This is a genomic window from Sphingomonas jatrophae (assembly GCF_900113315.1).
Taxonomy (GTDB): domain Bacteria; phylum Pseudomonadota; class Alphaproteobacteria; order Sphingomonadales; family Sphingomonadaceae; genus Sphingomonas_P; species Sphingomonas_P jatrophae.
Window position 1 is genome coordinate 685,469 of the sequence record NZ_FOZG01000002.1, and the last position, 25,519, is coordinate 710,987.

At 67.4% G+C, this 25,519-nt stretch carries 15 protein-coding genes; 9 read left to right on the top strand and 6 right to left on the bottom strand.

The genetic code is table 11. The features are described 5' to 3' along the window. Nucleotides 1–91 precede the first annotated feature (91 nt). The gene (locus BM360_RS19600; RefSeq protein WP_165611301.1) at nt 92–232 is read left to right on the top strand and encodes a hypothetical protein; all 141 of its coding nucleotides are present in this window, start codon (nt 92–94) and stop codon (nt 230–232) included. 9 nt (nt 233–241) lie between these two features. Here the strand turns inward: BM360_RS19600 and BM360_RS19605 are convergent, their stop codons facing one another. The 4 genes from BM360_RS19605 to phaR all read right to left on the bottom strand — a co-directional run bounded on the left by BM360_RS19605 (nt 242) and on the right by phaR (nt 5,281). Next, complete coding sequence (locus BM360_RS19605) at nt 242–409, bottom strand: flagellar FlbD family protein (protein WP_165611302.1); 168 nt, start codon at nt 407–409, stop codon at nt 242–244. Between the two features lie 62 nt (nt 410–471). Beyond that, nucleotides 472–1,617: a tRNA guanosine(34) transglycosylase Tgt gene (gene tgt / locus BM360_RS12560; protein ID WP_093315094.1), complete on the bottom strand. Its 1,146-nt coding sequence runs from the start codon at nt 1,615–1,617 to the stop codon at nt 472–474. A gap of 46 nt (nt 1,618–1,663) precedes the next feature. Then, a complete protein-coding gene (locus tag BM360_RS12565) occupies nt 1,664–4,570 on the bottom strand; it encodes a PAS domain S-box protein (protein ID WP_165611303.1) in 2,907 nt (968 codons plus the stop codon). 138 nt (nt 4,571–4,708) lie between these two features. Beyond that, nucleotides 4,709–5,281 (bottom strand): polyhydroxyalkanoate synthesis repressor PhaR, encoded by a 573-nt coding sequence (gene phaR, locus BM360_RS12570; protein WP_093315098.1) that lies wholly within the window; start codon nt 5,279–5,281, stop codon nt 4,709–4,711. Between the two features lie 75 nt (nt 5,282–5,356). Between phaR and BM360_RS12575 the strand changes: the two genes are divergently transcribed. The 3 genes from BM360_RS12575 to BM360_RS12585 all read left to right on the top strand — a co-directional run bounded on the left by BM360_RS12575 (nt 5,357) and on the right by BM360_RS12585 (nt 10,830). Further along, on the top strand, nt 5,357–6,367 hold the full coding sequence (locus BM360_RS12575; protein WP_207544589.1) for an alpha/beta fold hydrolase: 1,011 nt from the start codon (nt 5,357–5,359) through the stop codon (nt 6,365–6,367). A gap of 225 nt (nt 6,368–6,592) precedes the next feature. After that, the gene (locus tag BM360_RS12580) at nt 6,593–9,775 is read left to right on the top strand and encodes a TonB-dependent receptor domain-containing protein (protein ID WP_093315102.1); all 3,183 of its coding nucleotides are present in this window, start codon (nt 6,593–6,595) and stop codon (nt 9,773–9,775) included. An 86-nt stretch (nt 9,776–9,861) separates the two neighbouring features. Continuing rightward, on the top strand, nt 9,862–10,830 hold the full coding sequence (locus BM360_RS12585) for a 2OG-Fe(II) oxygenase (RefSeq protein WP_093315104.1): 969 nt from the start codon (nt 9,862–9,864) through the stop codon (nt 10,828–10,830). 48 nt (nt 10,831–10,878) lie between these two features. Here BM360_RS12585 and BM360_RS12590 read toward each other — a convergent pair whose 3' ends face one another. After that, nucleotides 10,879–11,778, bottom strand: a complete 900-nt coding sequence (locus BM360_RS12590) for an iron-containing redox enzyme family protein (RefSeq protein ID WP_093315107.1) — start codon at nt 11,776–11,778, stop codon at nt 10,879–10,881. A gap of 14 nt (nt 11,779–11,792) precedes the next feature. Between BM360_RS12590 and BM360_RS19360 the strand changes: the two genes are divergently transcribed. The 3 genes from BM360_RS19360 to BM360_RS12605 all read left to right on the top strand — a co-directional run bounded on the left by BM360_RS19360 (nt 11,793) and on the right by BM360_RS12605 (nt 15,906). Further along, nucleotides 11,793–12,050 carry a hypothetical protein gene (locus BM360_RS19360; RefSeq protein ID WP_093315109.1) on the top strand — a complete coding sequence of 86 codons (258 nt, stop codon included), beginning with the start codon at nt 11,793–11,795 and terminating at the stop codon, nt 12,048–12,050. A 40-nt stretch (nt 12,051–12,090) separates the two neighbouring features. Continuing rightward, nucleotides 12,091–13,329 carry a sulfotransferase family protein gene (locus tag BM360_RS12600; RefSeq protein WP_106407389.1) on the top strand — a complete coding sequence of 413 codons (1,239 nt, stop codon included), beginning with the start codon at nt 12,091–12,093 and terminating at the stop codon, nt 13,327–13,329. Nucleotides 13,330–13,437: 108 nt separating this feature from the next. Continuing rightward, on the top strand, nt 13,438–15,906 hold the full coding sequence (locus BM360_RS12605; protein ID WP_093315113.1) for a TonB-dependent receptor: 2,469 nt from the start codon (nt 13,438–13,440) through the stop codon (nt 15,904–15,906). Nucleotides 15,907–15,970: 64 nt separating this feature from the next. On the opposite strand, the gene BM360_RS12610 is transcribed toward BM360_RS12605, so the two are convergent. Further along, nucleotides 15,971–16,330: a UrcA family protein gene (locus BM360_RS12610; RefSeq protein WP_165611304.1), complete on the bottom strand. Its 360-nt coding sequence runs from the start codon at nt 16,328–16,330 to the stop codon at nt 15,971–15,973. A 609-nt stretch (nt 16,331–16,939) separates the two neighbouring features. Between BM360_RS12610 and rpoB the strand changes: the two genes are divergently transcribed. Both rpoB and rpoC read left to right on the top strand, forming a co-directional pair. After that, nucleotides 16,940–21,100, top strand: coding sequence for a DNA-directed RNA polymerase subunit beta (gene rpoB, locus BM360_RS12615; protein WP_093315117.1), 4,161 nt, complete (start codon nt 16,940–16,942; stop codon nt 21,098–21,100). A gap of 71 nt (nt 21,101–21,171) precedes the next feature. Further along, entirely contained in the window at nt 21,172–25,446 is a 4,275-nt protein-coding gene (gene rpoC, locus BM360_RS12620) for a DNA-directed RNA polymerase subunit beta' (RefSeq protein ID WP_093315119.1), read from the top strand. The last annotated feature ends 73 nt before the right edge of the window (nt 25,447–25,519 follow it).

A 25,519-nucleotide genomic window follows, 5' to 3' on the forward strand; every position in this document is an offset into this window, starting at 1 on the left:
AACCGGCCCGGCCCTAAACCTTCCGGAACCGTCCCTCCGCTAGAAAGGCGGAGAGACGGGGCTCCGTGCCTCGCACGCATCGGGAGAGGCTATGCGCTACGAGGAGCCGGAGCAGTCCAATGACAAATTGCCGAAGCCTGCGCGCTTTGCGGTGATCGCCGGCCTGTCCCTGCTCCTGTGGGGATCGGCTTTGTCGGTCGCCTTGCTGGTAAGCGGACAGGCCATCGCCTGAGGGTGCGGTTCAGAACCGGGCGAGACGCTCCAGCACCTCGCCATAGGGCTCCTTAACCGCCTGACGCACGCCGTTGATCATCCGCAGCACGACGCCGTCCGCATCCGGCCGCACCGATTCGACGAGCAGCGGATCGAGCTGAACCACGGCACCGTCGGCGGAACGGAACTCGATCATCGCGACTCTCCCTGCTGCGATGCAGCGAAGCAGCAATCGGCCCCCGCCGTCAACAATCCAGATCAGGACCCCCTGGCGGCGCCATAGCGGGCGCGGAAGGTGGTGGCGAAGGCCGTGAGCGTGCCCGCGCCGATCGCGGCGCGCAGATCCGCCATCAGCGCCTGGTAGAAGGCGAGGTTGTGCTCGGTCATCAGCATCGCGCCCAGGATCTCGCCCGCACGGACGAGGTGGTGGAGATAGGCGCGGCTCCAGCCCTTGCAGACCGGGCAGGCGCATTCGGGATCGAGCGGCCCCTGATCCTCGGCGAAGCGGGCGTTGCGGATGTTGATCGGCCCCTCGCGCGTGAAGGCCTGGCCGGTGCGGCCCGAGCGGGTCGGCAGCACGCAATCGAACATGTCGATGCCGCGCTCCACCGCGCCGACGATGTCGTCGGGCTTGCCGACGCCCATCAGGTAGCGCGGCCGATCCGCGGGCAGCATGTCGGGCGCGTAATCGAGCACGCCGAACATCGCCGCCTGCCCCTCCCCCACCGCCAGCCCGCCGACCGCATAGCCATCGAAGCCGAGCTTCAGCAGCGCCTCGGCCGACCGCCCGCGCAGCTCGGGATCAAGCGCGCCCTGCTGGATGCCGAACTGCGCGGCCTGCTGCGCATGGTCGTGGCCCGACAGGAAGGCCTCGCGTGAGCGGACGGCCCAGCGCATTGAGCGCTCCATCGCCGCATCCTGCACCTCGCGCGTCGAGGTGGTCGGCACCAGCTCGTCGAACGCCATGACGATGTCGGAGCCGAGTAGCCGCTGGATCTCCATCGAGCGCTCGGGGCTCATCATGTGGCGCGAGCCATCGAGATGGCTGGCGAAGGAGACGCCCTCCTCGCTGCGCTTGGTCAGCTCGGACAGGCTCATCACCTGATAGCCGCCGCTGTCGGTCAGGATCGGGCGATCCCAGCCCATGAAGCCGTGCAGGCCGCCCAGCCGCGCCACCCGCTCCGCCCCCGGGCGAAGCATGAGGTGATAGGTGTTGCCGAGGATGATGTCGGCGCCGGTCGCACGCACGTCCTGCGGCTTCATCGCCTTGACGGTGGCGGCGGTGCCGACGGGCATGAAGGCGGGCGTGCGGATGTCGCCGCGCTTCAGCGCGAGCGTGCCGAGCCGGGCCTTGCCGTCGGTCTTGTGGAGGCGGAACTCGAAGCGGGGGCGGTCGGGCGTCATCGCGTCCGGATACCGGGCCGGGCCGGGTGGGTCGAGGGCGTGGCGCTCACCCGACCGACGCGGCCGCGACGCTGCGGCCTTCGAGCATCTCGCGGATCTTGGTGGCGAGCGCATCGACCGCGAACGGCTTGGTCATCATCTCCATGCCGGCATCGAGGAAGCCCGCGCGGACGGCGGCGTTCTGCGCATAGCCGGTGATGAACAGCACCTGCAGGCCGGGGCGATGCTGGCGCGCAATCTCCGCCAGCTGGCGGCCATTGAGACCGGGCAGGCCGACATCGGAGATTAGCAGATCGATCTTCCGGTCCGATTGCAGGATCGGGACGGCGGCGCGGCCATCCACCGCCTCGATCGCATCGTAGCCGAGCGCACCCAGCACATCGAGCACGATCAGGCGGACGGAGGCGTCATCCTCCACCACCATCACCGTCTCGCCATCCCCCGCGGGCGCTGCCGCCTGCCACGCGGGTGCGGCCGCCACCGCATTACGCGCGCGCGGGATGTAGAGCTTGATCGTCGTGCCCTGGCCAAGCTCGCTATAGATGCGGACATGCCCGCCCGACTGGCGCGCGAAACCGTAGATCATCGACAGGCCGAGGCCGGTGCCCTGCCCCACCGGCTTGGTGGTGAAGAAGGGCTCGAACACCTTTTCGACCGTGGATGCGGCCATGCCGATCCCGGTGTCCGACACGCAGATGACGACATAATCGCCCGGCGCCAGTTCGGCATGATCGCGGACGGCCGCCTCGTCGAGCCGCGTATTGGCGGTCTCGATCGTCAGCTTGCCGCCGGTGGGCATCGCGTCGCGCGCATTGATGCACAGGTTCAGGAGCGCGCTTTCGAGCTGGTTGGCATCGGTGTGGCCAGCCCACAGATCACCCGCGAGGTGCGTCTCGAGGGCGACCTGCTCGCCCAGCGTCCGGTGCAGCATGTCCTCCATGCCCGCGACGAGCGCGTTCACGTCCACCCCGCGCAGATCGAGCGACTGGCGCCGCCCGAAGGCGAGCAGCCGCGCGGTGAGGGAGGCGGCGCGCTGCGCCGATGTGCTCGCCGCCTCGATATAGCGGCCGACACGGTCCATCCGGCCGGTGGCGATGTAACGCTGGACGAGATCGAGGCTGCCGATCACGCCGGTCAGCATGTTGTTGAAATCGTGCGCGATGCCGCCGGTCAGCTGGCCGACCGCCTCCATCTTCTGCGCCTGGCGCAGCGCCTCCTCGGCCTCGGCGCGCTGCGCCACCTCGCTGGCGACCCGCTGTTCGAGTGTCTCGTTCAGGTCCTTCAGCGCCTGCTCGATCTTCTTGCGCTCGGTGATGTCGATCGCGGTGCCGATGGCGCGGTGGCACACGCCCGCATCGTCGAACACGCCGCGCCCCTTGGCGGCGACCCAGCGGATGACGCCATCCTCCTTGCCGACGGTGCGATATTCGACATCGTAGACGGTGCGGACGGCGGGATCGACCGCGGCGGCGAAGGCGGCAGCCGCCTGGTCGAAATCCTGCGGATGCAGGCCGGCATAGAAGTCCGCCATGCTGACGGGCACGTCGGGCGAGATGCCGAACATCGCCTTGACGCGGGCCGGCCAGAACAGCGTGTCGTTATCAAGATCGACGTCCCACATGCCGACGTCGGCGGCGTCGGTCGCGAGGCGCAGCTGCTCCTCGTTGGTGCGGACGCGCTCCTCGGCGGCGCGCCGGTCCTCGATATCGATGACCGATCCGACATAGCCGAGATACTCGCCGTTCGCGCCGAAGCGGGGACTGGCCGCATCGATCGCCCAGCGATAGCTGCCATCGGCGCGGCGAAGGCGATATTCGACGCGGAACGGCACATGGTCCGCATTCGCGGTGCGGAAGGCGCGCTCCGCCTCGGCACAATCGTCCGGATGCGTGGCCTCCAGCCAGCCATAGCCGAGCGCCTCCGCCTCCGTCTGGCCGGTGAAATCGTACCAGCTGCGATTGAGATAGGTGCAAGAGCCGGTGGCATCGGTGACCCACATCATCACCGGCGCATGATCGGCCATGTTGCGGAACCGCGCCTCGCTGTCGACCAGCGCGGCGCGCGTCGTGGCGAGCTCCTCGGCCTGGCGGCGCTCGTTCGTCTCGTTGCGCGCGATCTTGAGAAAGCCGCCGCCCGGGCCCGGCAAGGGGTGGGTCGAGCCGTTCAGGAACACGCGCGCACCATCGGCGCGCTGGTGCCACCGGGCGTCGGGCGTACAACCGTCCACCGCGGCGCGGGCGATCTCCTCGGCAGGCACGCCCGCCGCGCGGTCCTCCGGGGTGAACAGATCCTCGAACGGGCGGCCGATCGCTTCCGCCTCGGACCAGCCGAACGTCATCTCCGCACCCGCCGACCAGCCGGCGATGCGGCGCTGCTCATTCAGGATGACGATGGCGTAATCGCGCGCGCTGTCGAGCACGAGGCGATAGCGCGTCTCGCTGGCCAGCGCCTCTTCCAGCCGGCGATCGCGATCGCGCAAGGTGCGGCGCAGGTCCAGCTGCGCCATCACCTGACGCGCCAGCACGCGCAGCGTCTCCTGCTGCACGTCGCCGAGCTGGCGCGGCTGGTGGTCGAGGATGCAGAGCGTGCCGATCGGCATCCCTTCCGCACTTCTGAGGATCGCGCCGGCGTAGAAGCGCAGATGCGGCTCGCCGATCACCAGCGGATTGCCGGCAAAGCGCGGATCCTGCGTCGCGTCGGGCACGACCAGCATGTCCTGCTCAAGGATCGCCTGCGCACAGAAGGAGCTTTCCAGCGGCGCCTCCCGCCCGCCGAGACCGACCTCCGCCTTGGAGAACAGCCGGCCGTCGCCGATCAGGTTGATCGCTGCGATCGGCGCATCGCACAGCCTGGCGGCGAGTTGGGCAAGCTCGTCGAAGCTTTCCTCGCGCGGCGTGTCGAGCACCGCATATCGGTCCAGCGCAGCCAACCGTTGCTGCTCGCGATCGTCCATGGTCCTCAGCAGTTTAGCCCGCCCATATCGGACGAGCATAGCGGCGCGCGGCGCGTTCCGCCACCGGCCTCAAACCTGCGAAAATGCCCGCTACCGCACCCAGTCAGCGCAGCTGCCGGCCGACCCGGAACCCCAGGATCAGTGCCCCAGCTTGTCGATCTGCGCCTGGAGGCCGGCGAGCTGCGCCTTCAGCGCCGCGACTTCGTCGGTCGCGCCTTGTGGCGCAGGTGCGGGCGACGGCGTGGCCGGCTTGGCGCCCCCTGCCGGCGGCTTGAACGCCTGCGCCGCGGCCTCGAACATGTCCATGTTGCGCTTGGCGATCTCGGCAAAGGGACCGCCGGCGAAGGCGCCTTCCATCGCGCTGCGGAACTGCAGCTGGTTGCGCTTGAAGGCGTCCATCGACGCTTCGAGATATTGCGGCACCATCGACTGCATCGAATCGCCGTAGAGCGCGATCAGCTGGCGCAGGAAGCTGACGGGCAGCAGCGACTGGCCGCCCTGCGCCTCCTCCTCCATGATAATTTGGGTGAGGACGTTGTGGGTGATGTCCTCCTCGGACTTGGCGTCGATCACCTTGAAGTCCCGCCCCTCGCGCGTCATCGCGGCGAGATGGTCGAGCGTGATGTAGCTCGAACTCTCGGTATTGTAGAGACGACGATTCGCGTACTTCTTGATGATGACCGTATCGGAGCCGCCCGAGGATTTTGCCATCGTATCATGCCCATACCCGAGATATTCCGCAGCCTAGCATCATCGCATGATGCGGCGCAACACAGGCCGAGGCCGTTGCCGCTGTTCCTCGATCTTGTGCGCAGCGAAACCGCAGCATCGCCCGAGCGGCTGGCCGCAGCGCTGGCAGGTCTGCGCGCCTACCAGCAGGCACACCGCTTCGCCCCGCCACCGCCCATGCCGGTCGTTGCGCAGGCGGGCCGTGCGATGCTGCGCGATTATGGCGGCCGCGGGCGGCCGGCGATCTTCGTGCCCTCGCTGATCAACGCGCCGACGGTGCTCGATCTGCAGCCGGGCACGTCGCTGCTGCGCTGGCTGGCGGAAAGCGGCATCCGGCCGCTGCTGGTGGAGTGGGGCAGCCCGACCGCGGACGACGCGGCGCTCGACATTGCCGGTCATGTCGAGGCGCTGCTGCTGCCGCTGATCGATGCCATCGGCCGCGATGCGGCGGTGGTCGGTTACTGCCTCGGCGGCACGATGGCGCTGGCGGCAGCGGCGCGGCGGCCCGTCGCGGGGCTCACGCTGATCGCGGCGCCATGGCACTTCGCCGGCTATCCGCAGGAAGCACGCGAGGCGCAACTGGTGATGTGGACCGCCGCAAAGCCGACGGCGGAGGCGATCGACCTCTGCCCGTTGGAGGTCTTCCAGGCGGCCTTCTGGCAACTCGATCCGGCGCGTACCGTCGCCAAGTTCGAGCGGTTCGGCCGGCTCGACCCCGCCTCGGACACGGCGGCCGGCTTCGTCGCGCTGGAGGATTGGGCGAATGACGGCCCGCCGCTCACCCGCGACGCGGCACGCCAGCTGGTGGAAGGCTTCATCCGCGACGACCAGCCGGGCCGTGGCGTGTGGCACGTTGACGGCACGCCGGTGGATGCGGCGGCGCTCACCTGCCCGGTGCTAGACATCGCCTCCACCACCGACCGCATCGTACCGCGGGCGACGGCCGCCAGCCTCGGCACACCGCTGCGCCTCGCGCTCGGCCATGTCGGCATGATCGTGGGCGGGCGGGCAAGGACGGCATTGTGGGAGCCATTGCGCGCGTGGCTGGCTGCGCTCGGCCCGTCCTGAGGCCCCAAAAAGACATCGTTTCAGGCCGCGAGGGCGGCCCTAAACGCCCGTTCTGAAACAATGTTCCCGCGCCGAACCCTTTTGTTGCAAGGAGGTGACACTTGCAACGAAACCGCGACGATCCATGGCCTGAACTCAAGATTAACATTGCTCAGCGCGCGGCACGCCTCTTTCATGGCGGGATGGCGCGAGGGGTCGCGCCGTTCCATCCTGGGGACGTTTCGAATGTTGAAGTCCAGCCTTCTGGCTGCCAGCGCGCTTGCCGCCGGCGCCATCTTCCTGCCGGGCGCTGCCTCGGCGCAGGTCACATCCGACCCGACCGGCGCCGCAGCGGATGCGGCCAAGGCGTCCGCGACCGCGGTGACCGAGCCGTCGGCCGGGCCGACCAACGGCCCCGACGCCGCTGGCAGCACCGACACGATCGTCGTCACCGGTTCGCGCATCCGTCGTCCGAACCTTGAGTCGGGCGCGCCGATCACCACCGTCACCGGCGACGAATTCTTCCAGACCGGCCAGGTCTCGATCGGCGACGTGCTGAACGAGCTGCCGCAGCTCCGCTCCACCTTCAGCCAGCAGAACTCGACGCGCTTCCTCGGCACGCGCGGCCTCAACCTGCTCGATCTGCGCGGCCTCGGGTCGCAGCGCACGCTGGTGCTGGTCAACGGCCGCCGGCACGTGCCCGGCGACGTGCTGAACAACGCCGTCTCGCCGGACGTCAACACCTTCCCGACCGACCTGATCGAGCGCGTCGACCTGCTGACCGGCTCGGGCGCGACCGTCTACGGTTCGGACGCGATCGCGGGCGCGGTCAACTTCGTGCTGAAGCAGGATTATGAGGGCGTGCAGGTGCGCGGCCAGACCGGCATCAGCAAGTATGGCGATGCGGGCAACCAATATGCCTCGATCCTCGCCGGCACGAACTTCGCCGATGGGCGCGGCAACATCGCGTTCAACGCCGAAATCGCGCACCAGCAGGATTACTATGCGTCGGGCCGCAAGGAACTGCGCACGGCGAAGGGCTTCGTCGTCGTCGACAGCGATCCGGCGGGCGCCACGAACGGTTCGGACGGCGTGCCCGACCGCACGGTCCTGAGCGACATCCGCTCGACCACCATCTCGCTCGGCGGCCTCGTCAACCTCGCCCAGGGCACCGCCTGCGGCCGCGATGCCACCAATGCGGCCTATAACTGCACCTATCTGTTCCAGTCGGACGGCCGGCTGGTTCCGCAGACGGGTCAGCGCGTCGGCCTGGCGCCGAACGGCAGCTTCATCGGCGGCAACGGCTATTCGGGTCGCGAGGGCCGGCTGGTCGCGCTTTCGCCTGAGCTGAAGCGTTATTCGGCCAACCTGATCGGCCATTTCGAGGTCTCGCCGGCGTTCGTGCCGTTCTTCGAGGCCAAGTATGTCCGCACCGAAGCGCAGGGTTCGCAGAGCGGCCCGTTCTTCACGCAGGGCGCGCAGGCGGGTGACACGTTCGCCGGCCAGCCCGGCGGCCGCAACCGCGAGCTGATCCGTCTCGACAACCCCTATCTGAGCGCTCAGGCGCGCGACACGATCATCGCCGCACGCGACGCCAACGGTCAGACCTCGAACGGTGCGACCACCTTCGCGCTCCGCCGCAACTGGCTCGACCTCGGCATCCGCGACGAGAAGATCACGCGCGAGACCTATCGCGGCGTGGTCGGCGTGCGCGGCGACCTGGGTGGCAACTGGAACTACGAAGTGTCCGCCAATTATGGCGAGCACCGCGAGAAGAACCAGATCATCGGCAACGTGAACAAGCAGCGTTACCTGCTCTCGGTCGACACCGTGCGCAACGCGCAGGGCCAGATCGTCTGCCGTTCGCAGGTCGACCCGACGCAGGCCGGAACCGATCGCGGTGGCAATGCCGCGAACCTGGCGGCGGACATCGCAGCCTGCGTTCCGCTGAACCCGTTCGGCGAAGGCTCCGCGACGCAGGCCAATCGCGACTATCTGCTGGTCGACTCCCGCGCGAGCGGCAAGATCACGCAGTTCGTCGCCTCGGGCTTCATCTCGGGCGACTCGTCCGAGTGGTTCGAGCTGCCCGGCGGCGGCGTCGGTGCCACCCTCGGTGCCGAGTATCGGCGTGAGACGGTGCGCTACGACCTCGATCCGTTCACGCAGGCGGGATACGCCTTCTACAACTCGATCCCGTCGTTCAGCGCGCCGTCGTTCGAGGTGAAGGAAGTCTACGGCGAGCTGCGCGTGCCGCTGCTGAAGGACATGACCTTCTTCCAGGAGCTGACGGTGACGGGCTCCGGCCGGATCGCCGACTACAAGGGCTCGACCGGCACGGTTTACAGCTACGGCGGCGAAATCGTCTGGAAGCCGATTGAGGATCTGCGGCTTCGCGGCAGCTACACCCGCGCAATCCGTGCACCGAACCTGACCGAGCTCTACTCGGCGCAGGGGCAGAACTTCACCCCGGCTCCGAACGACCCCTGCTCGGCGCGTAACCTCGCCACCGGTTCGGCGACCCGCGTCGCGAACTGCAACGCGGCAGGCCGTCCGGCGAATTACGACTTCGTCTACACCAGCTCGCTGGAGATCGTCTCGGGTGGCAACCCGAACCTGACTGAGGAGAAGTCGGACAACTACACCGTCGGTGGTGTGCTGACGCCGCGCTTCATCCCCGGCCTGTCGCTGTCGGTCGATTACTTCGACATCACGGTGAAGGACGTCATCACCTCGGTCGATGCGCAGGACATCCTCAACAACTGCTACGACGCGGCGGACCTCAACAATCCGTTCTGCGCCTCGTTCCAGCGTGCGGGTGCCACTGGCGGTCCTGCCGGCGTGATCCCGTTCCAGGTCATTCCGGGCTCGCTGCTCGTCTCGTCGCTCAACTTCGCCAAGCTGAAGGTGCGCGGTATCGATAGCGAGATCGCCTATCGTCACACGTTCGATTTCGGCACGATCGGTCTGCGCGCGAACTACACGCGCTACATCCAGAACGATCAGTTCCTCGATCCGTCCGATCCGCGTGCATCGGACCGGATCCTGGGCGAGGTCGGCGATCCGAAGAACCGGATCGTTGCCAATGCCAACATCAAGCGTGGCAAGGTGACCTTCGGCTACCAGTTCCGCTGGATCGGCAAGCAGCTGCTGGGTGAGGCGGAGAACACCGTGTCGCACCAAGGCAATCCGCCGCAGAATGCCGACTATGCCGATGTCTCGGGCTATCCGAACATCTACTACCACGACGTGCGGCTCGATTATGAGGTGTCGGACAAGTTCAACATCTACTTCGGCGCCGACAACATCACGAACCGCCTTCCGCCTTATGGCGGCACCGGCATCGGTGCGGGCCTCGACAATGTCGGCGTGACCGGCCTGTTCGATAACCGCGGCCGCTACTTCTACGGCGGTGTCGTCGCCAAGTTCTAAGGCGAACGGTAAAGCCTGATCTCAAGGGCCGGGGGAGCGATCCCCCGGCCCTTTCTTTTTGTCTGCGTGCCGCCGATAGCACCGGCATGACCGACACTCTGATCGAGCAGGCCGACAGGCTGGTGGCCGCGGGCCGGGTCGGTGACGCCGCGGCGCTGCTTCATGCTGCCGGCGACAGCGGTGACGTCGATGCGCTGTTCCGGCTCGCCGCGTGGCAGCTGATCGGCGATCCGCTGCCACGCAACGTGCCTGCCGCCTACGCCCTGCTCTCCCGCGCCCGCATGATCGGCCACGTTGATGCGGCGCTGATGGAAATCGCCCTGACTGCCAATGGCAGCGCGGGCCCCGACGACTGGACGCGCGCGCTCTCGCTGCTGACGGGTGCCGCGGGCGCAGATCCGGTCGCGGCCGAGCAGCTCCGCCTCGTACGTGCCATGCGCCTGACAACAGACGGCAAGCCTGTCACGCAGCCGGCGCCGCGACCCGTGTCGGAACAGCCCCACGTCCGCCACTTCCCCGCATTGCTGACGGCCGACGAGTGCGTGCATCTCGCCCGGACGGCGGACCCGCTGTTCGAGCCTGCAAGCGTGCTCGACCCGGCAAGCGGCCGAAGGGTTCGTCACCCCGTCCGCAACGCCGATGAAGCCGCAATCGGGCCGGCGCGCGAGGATCTGGTCGTCCGCGCGATCAACCTCCGGATCGCGGCGGCGAGCGGGACGGATGTTGCGGCGGGGGAGCCGCTGACCATCCTGCGCTACGGCCCGGGGCAGCAATATCGGCCGCACCACGATGCCATTGCCGGCGTTGCCAACCAGCGCGCGTGGACGATGCTGGTCTGGCTCAATGACGGCTATGCCGGCGGCGAGACACGGTTCAGCCCGAGCGGGCTGACGGTGAAGGGCCGGCGAGGCGACGGGCTGCTGTTCCGCAACCTGCTGCCTGATGGCCGGCCCGATCCGGCCGCCCAGCATGCCGGGTTGCCGGTGACCGCCGGCCATAAATGGATGGCGACGCGCTGGATCCGGCAGGCGCCGCTGGATCTCTGGGCAAGCTAGACGGCAAAGACGCCGCGGCTGTCCGCCGCCACGACGCGTCCGCCGGGCTCAGCCCCAAAGGTGCGTGCGGTAACGCTCGAAGCAGCGGGCGCCGCAATTGAGGCGGATCAGCGCGCCTTCGGCGATGGCGGCGGCGCGGCGCGGGTCTTCCTGCACCAGCGGGATCAGCGCGTTGGCGTTCCAGTCGGCGCTGTGCTTGACGTCGAGCACCGCGTGGAGATCGAAATAGCGGCGCTCGCGCTCGCTCAGCCCGATCCGCTTCAGCCCCTTGGCAACCAGCGCTGAGCGGCCGGGCGCGGTCAGCTCGATCACGCCGAGCGCGCCGACCGACTGCCACGCATAGCGCCGCGTCGTCGCCATCGCCGTCATGGCATTGGCCAGCGCCAGGCTTTCCCAGACGGTGTTCTCGATCGCGGGATCCACCTCCAGTGTTTCCACCAGCGCATCGAGCATCGGGCCGTGCATGCCCTTCATGTTGCCGCGGCCCATCTCGTCCCAGTAATTGGCGGCGAGCTCCATCTTGGCCTGCTTGGGCAGCTTCACCTGCGTGTAAGCGACGAGATCGTCGAAACCGGCCTCGCCCGCGGCTTCCTGCTCGAAGAACCAGCGCAGCTCGTCGCGCGTCGCCTCTTCGGCCAGCCACGGGAAGAGCGGATCGCCCTGGCCCGGGCCGGTCGCCTTCAATCCTTCGAACCAGGCGACGAAGCCTTCGGCATCCTGCGGCACGGCAGCGGCTTCGGCGACGATCTCGGCGCGCAGCTCCTCGATGAAGCCGCCCTCAAGCCGGGTCATGCGCAGGTCGCGCTCAAGTGTCTTCTGCCAGTCGTCGGTGGCGAATTGCGGCGCCAGGCGCTCGCGATTCCAGTGGGCAAGGCCGCGCTGGAAGCTGTCGGTGAGGAATTGCGACGCGCTACGTCGGAGGCCAGCGTCGGTGATGCGGGTCGCCATGGCGAGATAAGTCCTTGGATCGTAAGTTCGGGCTGGAAACGGGGCTGTTCCGAGTCGAGTTCCGGATTGTGATCCAGGTTAGCCAATGGGAGGCGGATGTGCGGCAGGAGCGGACGGGGCTGGCACTGCTCGCGGCGGCGGCGCTGCTGGCGGCATGCGGGGGTGATGCGGCGGCCCCGGTGGCGGGTTTGTCCGCCGAGGAAGCGGCGCAGCTGAACAATGCCGCCGAGATGCTGGATGCGCAGGCGGGGATCGGCAACACGACCGAATAGCACGGGCCCGAAGGACGGCTTCGACGGTTACGCCGCAGCGATGGCCACGCTCGCATTCACCGCTCCCGATTTGTCCTCCCAGCCCCACCCCGCCCCCGTCGGCACGCGCCGCCGTCGCCTCGCCAATCGCCTGCTGGAGCAGGCATGGGCGAGCGGGGCGGCGAGCGTCCCCTCGCTCGATCCCGCTCATCTCGTCGCCGCCGCGACCGCGCGCGTGCGGAGTGATGCGCTGGAGGATGCGGGGCCGTGGCGCACCAACCTCGACGTGCTGGCGGCCGCGCTGGAGGCGGAGGCAGGCCTGAGCGCGCTTGGCCGCACCATCGCGCATGGCCAGATCGTCGCCGCGCTGGCGGATCGCGCGCGGCTCTCGGCCTTGTGGCGGCGCCATCCCGAGATTGCCGAACAACCGCTCGCCGCACCGATCATCGTGCTGGGACAGATGCGCAGCGGCACGACGCGGATGCAGCGCCTGCTCGCCTGCGATCCGCGGCTGGCGCACACGCGGCTGTTCGAGAGCCTCAACCCGGTGCCGACGGGGGCCATCGACGACCGGCGGCTGCGCGCGATCCTCGGCCTCGGCCTCGCCCGGCTGCTCAACCCGAGCTTTGCCGCGATCCACCCGACCGGCGCATCGGCGCCGGACGAGGAAGCGGGCTTCCACAGCATCAGCCTCTATGGCGCGACATTCGAGGCACAGTGGCGCGTGCCCGCCTTCGCCCGCCACTGCGAGGCGCTGGAGCCGTCGCCGGTTTATGCCGAGTTCCGCCGGTTGATGCAGACGGTGGCGTGGCTGCGCGGCGCCCCGGCACGGCCATGGGTGCTGAAGCTGCCGCAGATGATGCAGGATCTGCCGGCGGTGCTGGCCACCTTCCCCGATGCGCGGCTGGTCTGCCTGCACCGCGATGCGACGGCCACGGTCGCGTCTTCGGCGTCGCTGGTGCTGAACCAGATGGCGCTGCAATGCGACGCACCGGACCCGCACTGGATCGGCCGCGAATGGCTGCACAAGGCGGTGCTGCGCCACGGCCGGGCTGCCGCCGCGCGCGCGGCGGCGGCGCACGTGCCGCAGGTGGAGGTGCACTTTTCCGACATGAACCGCGACTGGCGAGGTGAGATGCGGCGCGTCTACGCGATGCTCGGCCTGCCGCTGACCGCCGCGGTGGAACGGCGCATGGCTGCCTATGTGGCGAGGGCGGCACGGGCGCCGCTGCATCACCATCGCTATTCGCTGGACGCGTTCGGGCTGACCGAGGCGGGGGTGAACGCCGCCTTCGCCTGATGCGCGACGGGCTTGCAGGGGACAAACTTTCCCTTGCTGGAATTCTGAAGTGCCATAGTAGACAAGCCTTCTCCATCTATAGAGTAGAGAAAGAAGGGGAAGAGTCACATGTTCCTGCTGCTCGCCAGCACCGCTGCGGCTGCGCTCCAGCCGGCGGAGGCGCCCGCGCCGGTCACCACCCCCGCCGCGCCGGCCCTGTCGCCCATCTCCGCGGGCGCCGCAGCCAATCAGGCGGGCGAGATCGTCGTCACCGCGCGGCGACGCGTGGAGAATGTGCAGGACGTGCCGATCGCGGTGTCGGTGGTCAGCGGCCTCGCGCTGGAACAGACGGGCAGCTACAATATCAACCGGCTGCAGCAGCTTCAGCCGACGCTGCAATTCTTCTCCACCAATCCGCGCAACAGCTCGATTAACATCCGCGGCCTCGGCGCGCCGCTCGGCCTGACCAATGACGGGATCGAGCAGGGCGTCGGCATCTATATCGACCAGGTCTATTACAACCGCGTCGCCGCCTCGACGCTGGACTTCGTCGATGTCGAGCAGGTCGAGGTGCTGCGTGGGCCGCAGGGCACGCTCTACGGCAAGAATACGGTCGCCGGCGCGATCAACATCACGACGCGCGCGCCCAGCTTCGAGCCGGAGGCGCGGGCGGAGGTGTCGATCGGCAATTACAACTTCAAGCAGGGCAAGGCGTCGGTCTCCGGCCCCTTGAGCGACACGCTGGCGGCGCGGATCAGCGTCGCGGCGACCGACCGGGCGGGCACGATCCGCAACGTGGTGACGAGCCAGCGGGTCAATTCGCAGGACAATCTCGGCCTGCGCGGCACGTTGCTGTGGAAGCCGACCGAGCGGCTGAACATCTTCCTCGCGGGCGATTACAACGTGCAGGATCCGGTCTGCTGCGCGCAGATCTATGTCCGCTACGGGCCGACGCAGCGCGCCGCCAACCGCCAATATCCGGCGCTGGTCGCCGCCTATAATGCCGCCAATCCCACCCGCCCCTACCGGGTGCCCAGCACCGACGCGTTTGATCGCCTGACCGATCTCGATGCGCCGCTGGCCGCGCGCAACGAGCATGGCGGCGCATCCTTGCGCGCCGAATGGGATGTCGGCGGCGGCACCGTGACCTCCGTCAGCGCCTACCGCTACTGGGACTGGGATCCGTCGAACGACCGCGACTTCACCGGGCTTGCCGTCAATCCCAAGGTGAACAACCCCACCGACCAGAAGCAATATACGCAGGAATTCCGCTACGCGATCAGCAGCAAGCGGTTCGACCTCGTCGCCGGCGCCTTCGGCTTCCACCAGACGATCCGCACCCGCGGCATCCAGACCTATGGCCGCGATGCGAGCCTGTGGCTGCTGGCGCCGTCGAGCGCGCTGTCCCGCAATCCCGCCGTGCTCGACGGGTTGCAGGCGGACAACGACATCCGCCTCAACAACACCAGCGCCGCCGTGTTCGGCAAGCTGACGTGGCGGGTGACGGACCGCCTGAGCATCGCACCCGGCATCCGCGTCAATTACGACAAGAAGCGCGGCCAGTATGACTCGGTCGTCACCGGCACCGCATCGAACGGCGTGCGCCAGCGCGTGACCTTCGCCAGCACCGATCCGTGGATCGTGGCGCAGCGCGGCGTGCAGGCGCCGCAATTCTTCCGCGCCAACTTCAGCGACTGGAACCTGTCCTACGACCTCAACCTGTCCTACAAGGTGGCCGACGACGTGCTCGCCTACGCCACCTATGCGCGCAGCTTCAAATCGGGCGGCGTCAACCTGAATGGCGTGCCCAACGATGCCGCTGGCGTGCCGCAGACGCAGGTGGCGACGGTCGATCCCGAAAAGGTCGACCATTTCGAGTTGGGCCTGAAGACGCAGTTCTGGGATCGGCGCGCGACGCTCAATCTCACCGGCTACTGGACCGACGTGCACGATTACCAGGCGATCGTGAACGACGGCTCCACCTCGGTGCTGCGCGGCTATCTGGCCAATGCCAAGAAGGCGCGCACGCGCGGCGTGGAGGCGGACTTCTCCGTGCGGCCGAACGAGCGGGTCAACGCCTATCTGAACGGCGCCTATACCGATGCGACCTACGAGGATTTCAAGAACGCCCCCTGCCCGCCCGAACTGTCCGGCGGCACGATCGCGGGCGCAGGCCAGACGCCGGGCGCAGCGGGCGTGCCGGGCGCGCTGAGCCCGGCGGTGTGCGACATTTCCGGCCAGTGGCTGCCCGGCGTGTCGAAATGGTCGCTGTCCTACGGCGCCGAGGTCAATCTGCCGACCAGCTTCCTGACAGGTGAAGGCGGGCAATTCTATCTCGGCTGGGACGGCAGCTACCGCACCAAATTCTCGTCCAACGCCTCCCGCTCCATCTACACGGACATTGCGGGCTATTCGGTCAACAACCTGCGTGCGGGCTTCCGCAATGCGGACGGGCTCAACGTCTATGGCTGGGTGCGCAACATCTTCGACAAGGACTATTACGAGGTGCTGGCGACGACGCCGGGCAATACCGGCCTGATCGCCGGCCAGCCGGCCGATCCGCGCACCTACGGCGTGACGCTGGCGGCCCGCTTCTGACACCCACGCGAAAACGCCCCCGGAGGGCTTCCCCCGGGGGCGTGACGCGCGGCGATCATGCCGATCAGTTGCCGGCGAGCGTGATCACCGCATCGGAGGCGCTGGCATAACGCTCACCGCGGGCAGCCTGTGCGAGCACGATCTGGACCTGCGGTTCGGCCGACGCGATCGCAGCGTCGCGGCACTCATTGGCCTTGGCCATCATGCTGATCGGCGCGCGCTGGCCGGCCCCGCAGATCGAGTTGGCGGCAAGGCGGATGCGGCGCTCGAGCGTCGCGGCGCCCTTCTGGCTGGAAAGATCGAGATCGGCATAGCTGACGGTGCGGCTGACGCCTTCGCTGTCGGCGGCGGGAGCGGCATTGGCAGCGGCTGCGACCAGCGCGACGGGCACGAGCATTGCCTTTGCGATGAAACGGGTGAACATTGGACGTCTCCTGAACCTTGATCTGCGAACGGTCTGGTTGGGCGGCCGCCGGGTGGGGTAGACCCGGCGGCCTTTCGCAGAAGCTTTAGGATCGGGGCCTGGGGTGCCCCCGCCTTGCCGCTGCTGGAGCCTTGTTACGCCCGCTGTGGCCGGATCGCGCGGCCGCTTCGACGGGCATGGAACCGGCATCGACCGAGCGGTTCGTCCCCGACGAAGACCATTTCGGTGGCGACGAACGGCATGAACCGGTGTTCAGCATGCGGTTCGTCGGCCGGGTGACGCTACGACAAGCGGCATTCCGACCGACGAACGACGCGGGCGGCGCGATTCGCCGGGCCGAATCGCAAGGGGTTCCCAAGCGGGCGCCAGCGTCCTATATCGCGATCACACGAGTTTCAGGCGCCTGCCCTTCACGGGACGGCGCCGCCCCGGCGGCTTCCGGGACACGGCCCCTCTGGCGAGGGGGGCCGCGACGGATGGGAAGCGGCCCGGGGACTACCAGACGCTGGCAGTGCGGTTCCGATGGCCCGGACCCGCACTTTTTTTCGTGGCCGAGCCATCCGGTTCGTGTCCGCACTGGCCGCGGTTTTGACGATGCGAGGGCAATACATGGCGACGCAGACGGTTCCGGCTCCCCTGACGGGCTCGGCCAAGAAGCGCATCCGCAAGGTGTTCGGCAACATCCACGAAGTGGTGCAGATGCCGAACCTGATCGAGGTTCAGCGCGAAAGCTACGAGCAGTTCCTCCGCTCGCGGCCCGAGGACGGCTATGTCTCCGGCCTGGAGAAGACGCTGCGCTCGGTCTTCCCGATCCGCGATTTCGCCGGCACCGCCGAGCTCGACTTCGTCAACTACGAGCTCGAGCCGCCGAAGTTCGACACCGAGGAATGCCGCCAGCGCGGCATCACCTATGCAGCCCCGATGCGCGTCACGCTGCGCCTGATCGTGTTCGAGGTGGATCCCGATACGGAAACCCGCTCCGTGCTCGATATCAAGGAGCAGGATGTCTACATGGGCGACATGCCGCTCATGACGCAGAACGGCACGTTCATCGTGAACGGCACCGAGCGCGTGATCGTCTCGCAGATGCACCGTAGCCCTGGTGTGCTGTTCGACCATGACCGCGGCAAGACGCATGCTTCGGGCAAGTATCTCTTCGCCGCGCGCGTGATCCCGTATCGCGGCTCGTGGCTCGACTTCGAGTTCGACGCCAAGGACATCGTCAACGTCCGTATCGACCGCAAGCGCAAGCTGCCGGTGACGACGCTGCTGTACGCGCTCGGCATGAACGGCGAGGACATCCTCAACCACTTCTACAAGACCGCCACCTATGTGCGCGGCCCCGGCGGCTGGAAGGTGCCCTTCCTCCCCGAGAATTGGCGTGGGGCGAAGCCAAGCTTCGACGTCGTCAATGCCGACACGGGCGAGGCGATCTTCCCGGCCGGCACCAAGATCAGCCCGCGCGCTGCCAACAAGGCGGCCAAGGACGGCCTTACCACTTTGCTGATCCCGACCGAGGAGATCTTCGGCCGCTACAGCGCCTACGACCTGATCGACGAGTCGACCGGCCGCATCTACATCGAGGCGGGTGACGAAGTGTCGCCGGAGAACCTCGAGAAGCTGGACGCGGCGGGGATCGAGGAGCTGCAGCTGCTCGACATCGACCATGTCTCCACCGGTCCGTGGATCCGTAACACGCTGAAGGCCGACAAGGTGGAGGAGCGCGATCACGCGCTGTCCGAAATCTACCGTGTCATGCGCCCCGGCGAGCCGCCGACGAAGGAGACGGCGGAAGCGCTGTTCGGCGGCCTGTTCTTCGATCCCGAACGCTATGACCTCTCGGCCGTCGGCCGCGTGAAGCTCAACATGCGCCTCGACCTCGATGCCGAGGATACGGTGACGACGCTGCGTGCCGAGGACATCCTCGCCGTGGTGCAGACGCTGGTCGGCCTGAAGGACGGCAAGGGCGAGATCGACGACATCGACAATCTCGGCAACCGCCGCGTGCGCTCGGTCGGCGAGCTGCTCGAGAACCAGTATCGCGTCGGCCTGCTGCGCATGGAGCGCGCGGTGAAGGAGCGCATGTCGTCGGTGGACGTGTCCACCGTCATGCCGAACGACCTGATCAACGCGAAGCCGGCGGTTGCCGCGGTGCGCGAATTCTTCGGCTCGTCGCAGCTGTCGCAGTTCATGGACCAGACCAACCCGCTCTCCGAAGTGACGCACAAGCGTCGCGTCTCGGCGCTCGGGCCGGGCGGCCTGACGCGTGAGCGTGCGGGCTTCGAGGTTCGCGACGTTCACCCGACCCACTATGGCCGCATCTGCCCGATCGAAACGCCGGAAGGCCCGAACATCGGTCTGATCAACTCGCTGGCGTCGTTCAGCCGCGTCAACAAGTACGGCTTCATCGAGACGCCGTACCGCAAGGTCGTCGACCACAAGGTGACGGGCGACGTGGTCTATCTCTCCGCCATGGAGGAGGCCAAGCACACGATCGCGCAGGCGAACGCCGAGATCGCGCCCGACGGCACGTTCGTCGAGGACCTGATCTCCGCGCGTGAGGCGGGCGAGTTCCTGATGGCGCCGCGCGATCACATCACGCTGATGGACGTGAGCCCCAAGCAGCTCGTGTCGGTCGCGGCCTCGCTCATTCCCTTCCTGGAGAATGACGACGCCAACCGCGCGCTGATGGGCTCCAACATGCAGCGCCAGGCGGTGCCGCTGGTCCGGGCCGAGGCGCCGTTCGTCGGCACCGGCATGGAAGAGACGGTGGCGCGCGACTCCGGTGCGGCCATCGGCGCACGCCGTGGCGGCATCGTCGATCAGGTCGACGCGGCGCGCATCGTGATCCGCGCGACCGAGGAGGTCGAGGCCGGCAAGTCGGGCGTCGACATCTACACGCTGATGAAGTTCCAGCGCTCCAACCAGTCGACCTGCATCAACCAGCGCCCGCTGGTGAAGGTGGGCGACCGGGTGGCCAAGGGCGACATCATCGCCGACGGCCCGTCGACCGAGTTCGGTGAGCTGGCGCTCGGCCGCAACGTGCTCGTCGCGTTCATGCCGTGGAACGGCTACAACTACGAGGACTCGATCCTCATCTCCGAGCGGATCGTGAAGGACGACGTGTTCACGTCGATCCACATCGACGAGTTCGAGGTGATGGCCCGTGACACCAAGCTCGGGCCCGAGGACATCACGCGCGACATCCCGAACGTCGGCGAGGAGGCGCTGCGCAACCTCGACGAGGCAGGCATCGTCTATATCGGCGCCGAGGTGGAGCCGGGCGACATCCTGTGCGGCAAGATCACGCCCAAGGGCGAAAGCCCGATGACGCCGGAGGAAAAGCTCCTCCGCGCCATCTTCGGTGAAAAGGCGTCCGACGTGCGCGACACGTCGCTCCGCCTGCCGCCGGGCGTGTCGGGCACGGTGGTGGACGTTCGCGTCTTCAACCGTCACGGCATCGACAAGGACGAGCGCGCGATGGCGATCGAGCGCGAGGAGATCGACCGCCTGCGCAAGGACGCCGAGGACGAGCGCGCCATCCTGAACCGCGCCACCTGGTCGCGGCTGAAGGAAATGCTGGCCGGCCAGACCGCGACTGCCGCCCCCAAGGGCTTCAAGAAGGGCGCGGTGATCGACGACGAGACGCTGGCGACGGTGGAGCGGACCGACTGGTGGAAGTTCGCGGTGGCGGACGATGCCCGCCAGGCCGATCTCGAAGCCGTGAAGGCGCAGTATGACGAGGCCGCGGGCGCCATCAAGGCGCGCTTCGAAGACCGTGTCGAGAAGCTGCAGCGCGGTGACGAGCTGCCGCCGGGCGTGCTGAAGATGGTCAAGGTGTTCGTCGCGGTGAAGCGCAAGCTGCAGCCGGGCGACAAGATGGCCGGCCGCCACGGCAACAAGGGCGTGATCAGCCGCATCCTGCCGAATGAAGATATGCCGTTCCTCGAGGACGGCACGCCGGTCGACATCGTGCTCAACCCGCTGGGCGTGCCCAGCCGCATGAACGTCGGCCAGATCTTCGAGACGCACCTTGGCTGGGCCGCGCGCGGTCTCGGCAAGCAGGTGACGGCGGCGCTGGAGGCGTGGCGCGAGGCGAACCCGGACGGGGTGTCGGACGGCCAGGCACCGGCAGCGGTCGTGGAGCGGCTGAAGACGGTCTACGGCGAGGACTATCACGCCGAGATCGAGGGCATGGAGGCTGACAAGGTCGTCGAGATGGCGGGCCTGCTGAAGAACGGCGTGCCGATGGCGACGCCGGTGTTCGACGGCGCGCGCGAGAGCGACGTGGCGGAGATGCTCAGCCGCGCCGGTCTCGACACGTCGGGGCAGGTCGAGCTGTTCGACGGCCGCACCGGCGAGGCGTTCGACCGCAAGGTGACCGTTGGCTACATCTACATGCTGAAGCTGCACCACCTGGTGGACGACAAGATCCACGCGCGTTCGATCGGGCCGTACAGCCTCGTCACCCAGCAGCCGCTGGGCGGCAAGGCGCAGTTCGGCGGCCAGCGCTTCGGCGAGATGGAGGTGTGGGCGCTCCAGGCCTACGGCGCCGCCTACACGCTGCAGGAGATGCTGACGGTGAAGTCCGACGACGTCGTCGGCCGCACCAAGGTCTACGAGGCGATCGTCAAGGGCGACGACACGTTCGAGGCCGGCATCCCCGAGAGCTTCAACGTGCTGGTCAAGGAAATGCGCTCGCTCGGCCTCAACGTCGATCTGGCGAGCGTCGCCGACGACGAGGACGGCATCGCGCAGGCAGCGGAGTGATCCGGCGGGGAGGCGCCCGCCGCCTCCCCTGCCCTCGCCCGACCAAGTTTACCCTCTAGAGGGACGAGAATATGAACGAGATGACCAATTTCGCGAACCCGGTCGCGAAGCCCGAGACGTTCGACCAGATCAAGATCGGCATCGCGTCGCCCGACAAGATCCGATCCTGGTCGTTCGGCGAGATCAAGAAGCCCGAGACGATCAACTATCGCACGTTCAAGCCCGAGCGTGACGGCCTGTTCTGCGCGCGCATCTTCGGTCCGATCAAGGACTATGAGTGCCTGTGCGGCAAGTACAAGCGCATGAAGTACAAGGGCATCGTCTGCGAGAAGTGCGGCGTCGAGGTCACCGTCTCGAAGGTCCGCCGCGAGCGGATGGGCCATATCGAGCTGGCCGCCCCCGTCGCGCACATCTGGTTCCTGAAGTCGCTGCCCAGCCGCATCGGCCTGCTGCTCGACATGCAGCTGAAGCAGCTGGAGCGCGTGCTCTATTTCGAGAGCTACATCGTCATCGAGCCGGGCCTGACCCCGCTGGAGAAGTATCAGCTCCTCACCGAGGATGAGCTGCTCGAGGCGCAGGACGAATATGGCGAGGACGCCTTCTCCGCCGGCATCGGCGCCGAAGCGGTGCGCGTCATGCTGGAGAATCTCGATCTCGAGGGCGAGCGCAAGGATCTGCTGGAAGAGCTGGCGACGACCAAGTCGGAGCTGAAGCCCAAGAAGATCATCAAGCGCCTCAAGGTCGTCGAGAGCTTCCTTGAATCCGGCAACCGGCCCGAGTGGATGATCCTCGAGGTGATCCCGGTCATCCCGCCGGAACTGCGTCCGCTGGTGCCGCTGGACGGCGGCCGCTTCGCGACGTCGGATCTGAACGACCTGTATCGCCGCGTGATCAACCGCAACAACCGCCTCAAGCGGCTGATGGAGCTGCGCGCGCCGGACATCATCGTCCGCAACGAGAAGCGCATGCTGCAGGAGTCGGTGGACGCGCTGTTCGACAATGGCCGCCGCGGCCGCACGATCACGGGCGCCAACAAGCGTCCGCTGAAGTCGCTGTCCGACATGCTGAAGGGCAAGCAGGGCCGCTTCCGCCAGAACCTGCTTGGCAAGCGCGTCGACTATTCGGGCCGCTCGGTCATCGTCACCGGTCCGGAGCTGAAGCTGCACCAGTGCGGCCTGCCCAAGAAGATGGCGCTCGAGCTGTTCAAGCCGTTCATCTACGCGCGCCTCGACGCCAAGGGCCTGAGCATGACGCTCAAGCAGGCGAAGAAGTGGGTGGAGAAGGAGCGCAAGGAAGTCTGGGACATCCTGGATGAGGTCATCCGCGAGCATCCCGTGCTCCTGAACCGCGCGCCGACGCTCCACCGCCTCGGCATCCAGGCGTTCGAGCCCGTGCTGATCGAGGGCAAGGCGATCCAGCTGCACCCGCTCGTCTGCTCGGCGTTCAACGCCGACTTCGACGGTGACCAGATGGCCGTGCACGTGCCGCTGAGCCTCGAGGCGCAGCTGGAAGCGCGCGTGCTGATGATGTCGACCAACAACATCCTCTCGCCCGCGAACGGCAAGCCGATCATCGTGCCGTCGCAGGACATGGTCCTCGGCCTCTACTACCTCTCCATGGAGAAGGCGGGCGAGCCGGGCGAAGGCATGATGCTGGCCGACATGATCGAGGTGCACCAGGCGCTCGAATCCGGCTCCGTCACGCTGCACACCAAGATCACGTCGCGCGTGCCGCAGACGGACGAGAATGGCGCGCAGTACATGAAGCGGTATGAGACCACGCCCGGTCGCATGCTGCTCGGCGAAACGCTGCCCAAGAGCCACAAGGTGCCGTTCGAGACGGTCAACCGCCTGCTGACCAAGAAGGAGATCGGCGACGTCATCGACGTGGTCTATCGCCACACCGGCCAGAAGGAGACGGTGCTCTTCGCCGACGCGATCATGGCGCTCGGCTTCCGTCACGCCTTCAAGGCGGGCATCTCCTTCGGCAAGGATGACATGATCATCCCGGCCGACAAGGAAGCCAAGGTCGACGAGACGCGCACGCTCGTGAAGGATTACGAGCAGCAGTATCAGGACGGTCTGATCACCCAGCAGGAAAAGTACAACAAGGTGATCGATGCCTGGTCGCGCTGCGGCGATCAGGTGGCCGCGTCGATGATGAAGGAGATCCAGGCGGTCAAGAAGCTGGACAGCGGCCGCGAAGCCCCGATCAACGCCATCTACATGATGGCGCATTCCGGTGCCCGTGGTTCGCAGGCCCAGATCAAGCAGCTGGCCGGCATGCGCGGCCTGATGGCCAAGCCGTCGGGCGAGATCATCGAGACGCCGATCATCTCGAACTTCAAGGAAGGCCTGACCGTCCTTGAATATTTCAACTCCACCCACGGCGCCCGCAAGGGCCTCGCGGATACGGCGTTGAAGACGGCCAATTCGGGCTACCTCACCCGCCGTCTGGTCGACGTGTCGCAGGATTGCGTCGTCGTCGAGCTGGATTGCGGCACCGAGCGCGCGCTGGACATGAAGGCGATCGTGCAGGGCGGCGCGACCATCGCGTCGCTGGGCGAGCGCATCCTGGGCCGCACCACGGCCGAGGACATCGTCGACTCCAAGACCGGCGACGTGCTGGTCGCCGAGGGCACCTTGCTCGACGAGGCGCACATCGCCGCGATCGAGGCCATCGGCATCCAGGGCGTCAAGATCCGCTCGCCGCTGGTGTGCGAATCCAAGGGCGGCGTGTGCGGCGCCTGCTACGGGCGCGATCTCGCCCGCGGCACGCCGGTGAACATCGGCGAGGCTGTCGGCGTCATCGCCGCGCAGTCGATCGGTGAGCCGGGCACGCAGCTGACGATGCGCACCTTCCACATCGGTGGTGCGGCGCAGCTGAACGAGCAGTCCAACCTCGAGGCGGTCGCCGACGGGCGGGTGGAATATCGCGACCTCCGGATCATCGTCGATCCGCGCGGACGCCGTATCTCGCTCAGCCGCAACGGCGAGCTGGCGATCGTCGACATGGACGGCCGCGAGCGGGCGACGCACCGTATCCCCTACGGCGCGACGCTGCTGCACGACGACGGGCACATCGCCTCCAAGGGCGATCGCCTGGCGGAGTGGGATCCCTTCACCATGCCGGTCATCACCGAGACGGGCGGCACGGTGAAGTATCAGGACCTGATCGAGAACCAGACGCTCTCCGAGCAGACGGACGAAGCGACCGGCATCGCCCAGAAGGTGGTGACCGAATATCGCCCGACCAGCCGCAAGGAGGATCTCCGTCCGCGCCTCACCCTCCTCGACGAGGGTTCGGGCGAGGCCGCGCGCTACATGCTGACCCCCGGCACCGTGCTTTCGGTGGAGGATGGCCAGCAGGTGCAGGCGGGCGAAGTGCTGGCGCGTGCCAGCCGCGAGAGCGCCAAGACGCGCGACATCACCGGCGGTCTGCCGCGGGTGGCGGAGCTGTTCGAGGCGCGCAAGCCGAAGGAGAATGCGATCATCGCCAAGGTCTCCGGCCGGGTCGAATTCGGCAAGGACTATAAGGCGAAGCGCAAGATCCTGATCCGTCCGGAGGACGGTTCGGAGCCGATCGAGTATCTGGTGCCCAAGTCCAAGGTGATCGACGTTCAGGAAGGCGACTACGTCAAGCGTGGCGACAACCTGATCGGCGGCTCGCCCGATCCGCACGACATCCTCGAAGTGCTCGGCATCGAGCCGCTGGCCGAATATCTCGTGTCGGAAATCCAGGAAGTCTATCGACTCCAGGGCGTGAAGATCAACGACAAGCACATCGAAACGATCGTTCGTCAGATGCTGCAGAAGGTCGAGATCACCGACGCGGGCGACAGCACCTTCCTGGTGGGCGAGCAGCTCGACCGCCTCGAGATGGACGAGGCGAACGAGAAGCTGGCGGCCGAGGGCCGGCAGAAGGCGTTCGGCAAGCCCGTGCTGCTCGGCATCACCAAGGCGTCGCTCCAGACGCGCTCGTTCATCTCCGCCGCCTCCTTCCAGGAGACGACGCGGGTGCTGACCGAGGCGTCGGTGCAGGGCAAGATCGACACGCTCGACGGCCTCAAGGAGAATGTGATCGTCGGCCGCCTGATCCCGGCCGGCACCGGTGCCGGCATGAACCGGCTCCGCGTCACCGCCTCCTCGCGCGATGCGGCGCTGCGGGCCTCGCAGCGGAGCGTTGCGGCGGCGATCGTGGCGCCCGTTTCGGCGGCGGAAGAGCATGCAGCGGAGCTGAAGCGCTCCCCGCGGGACTCGACGGGCGTCGGCAGCGATCCGCTGGCGGAGGTCGTGCCCTCGGGCCACGGCACCGATGCGGATGCGGGTGAGTATCTGAACGACTGACGCTCACGCACCTGACACAAAGAAAGGCCGCCGTCCGGGATACCGGGCGGCGGCCTTTTCTTTGTCGGCGTTG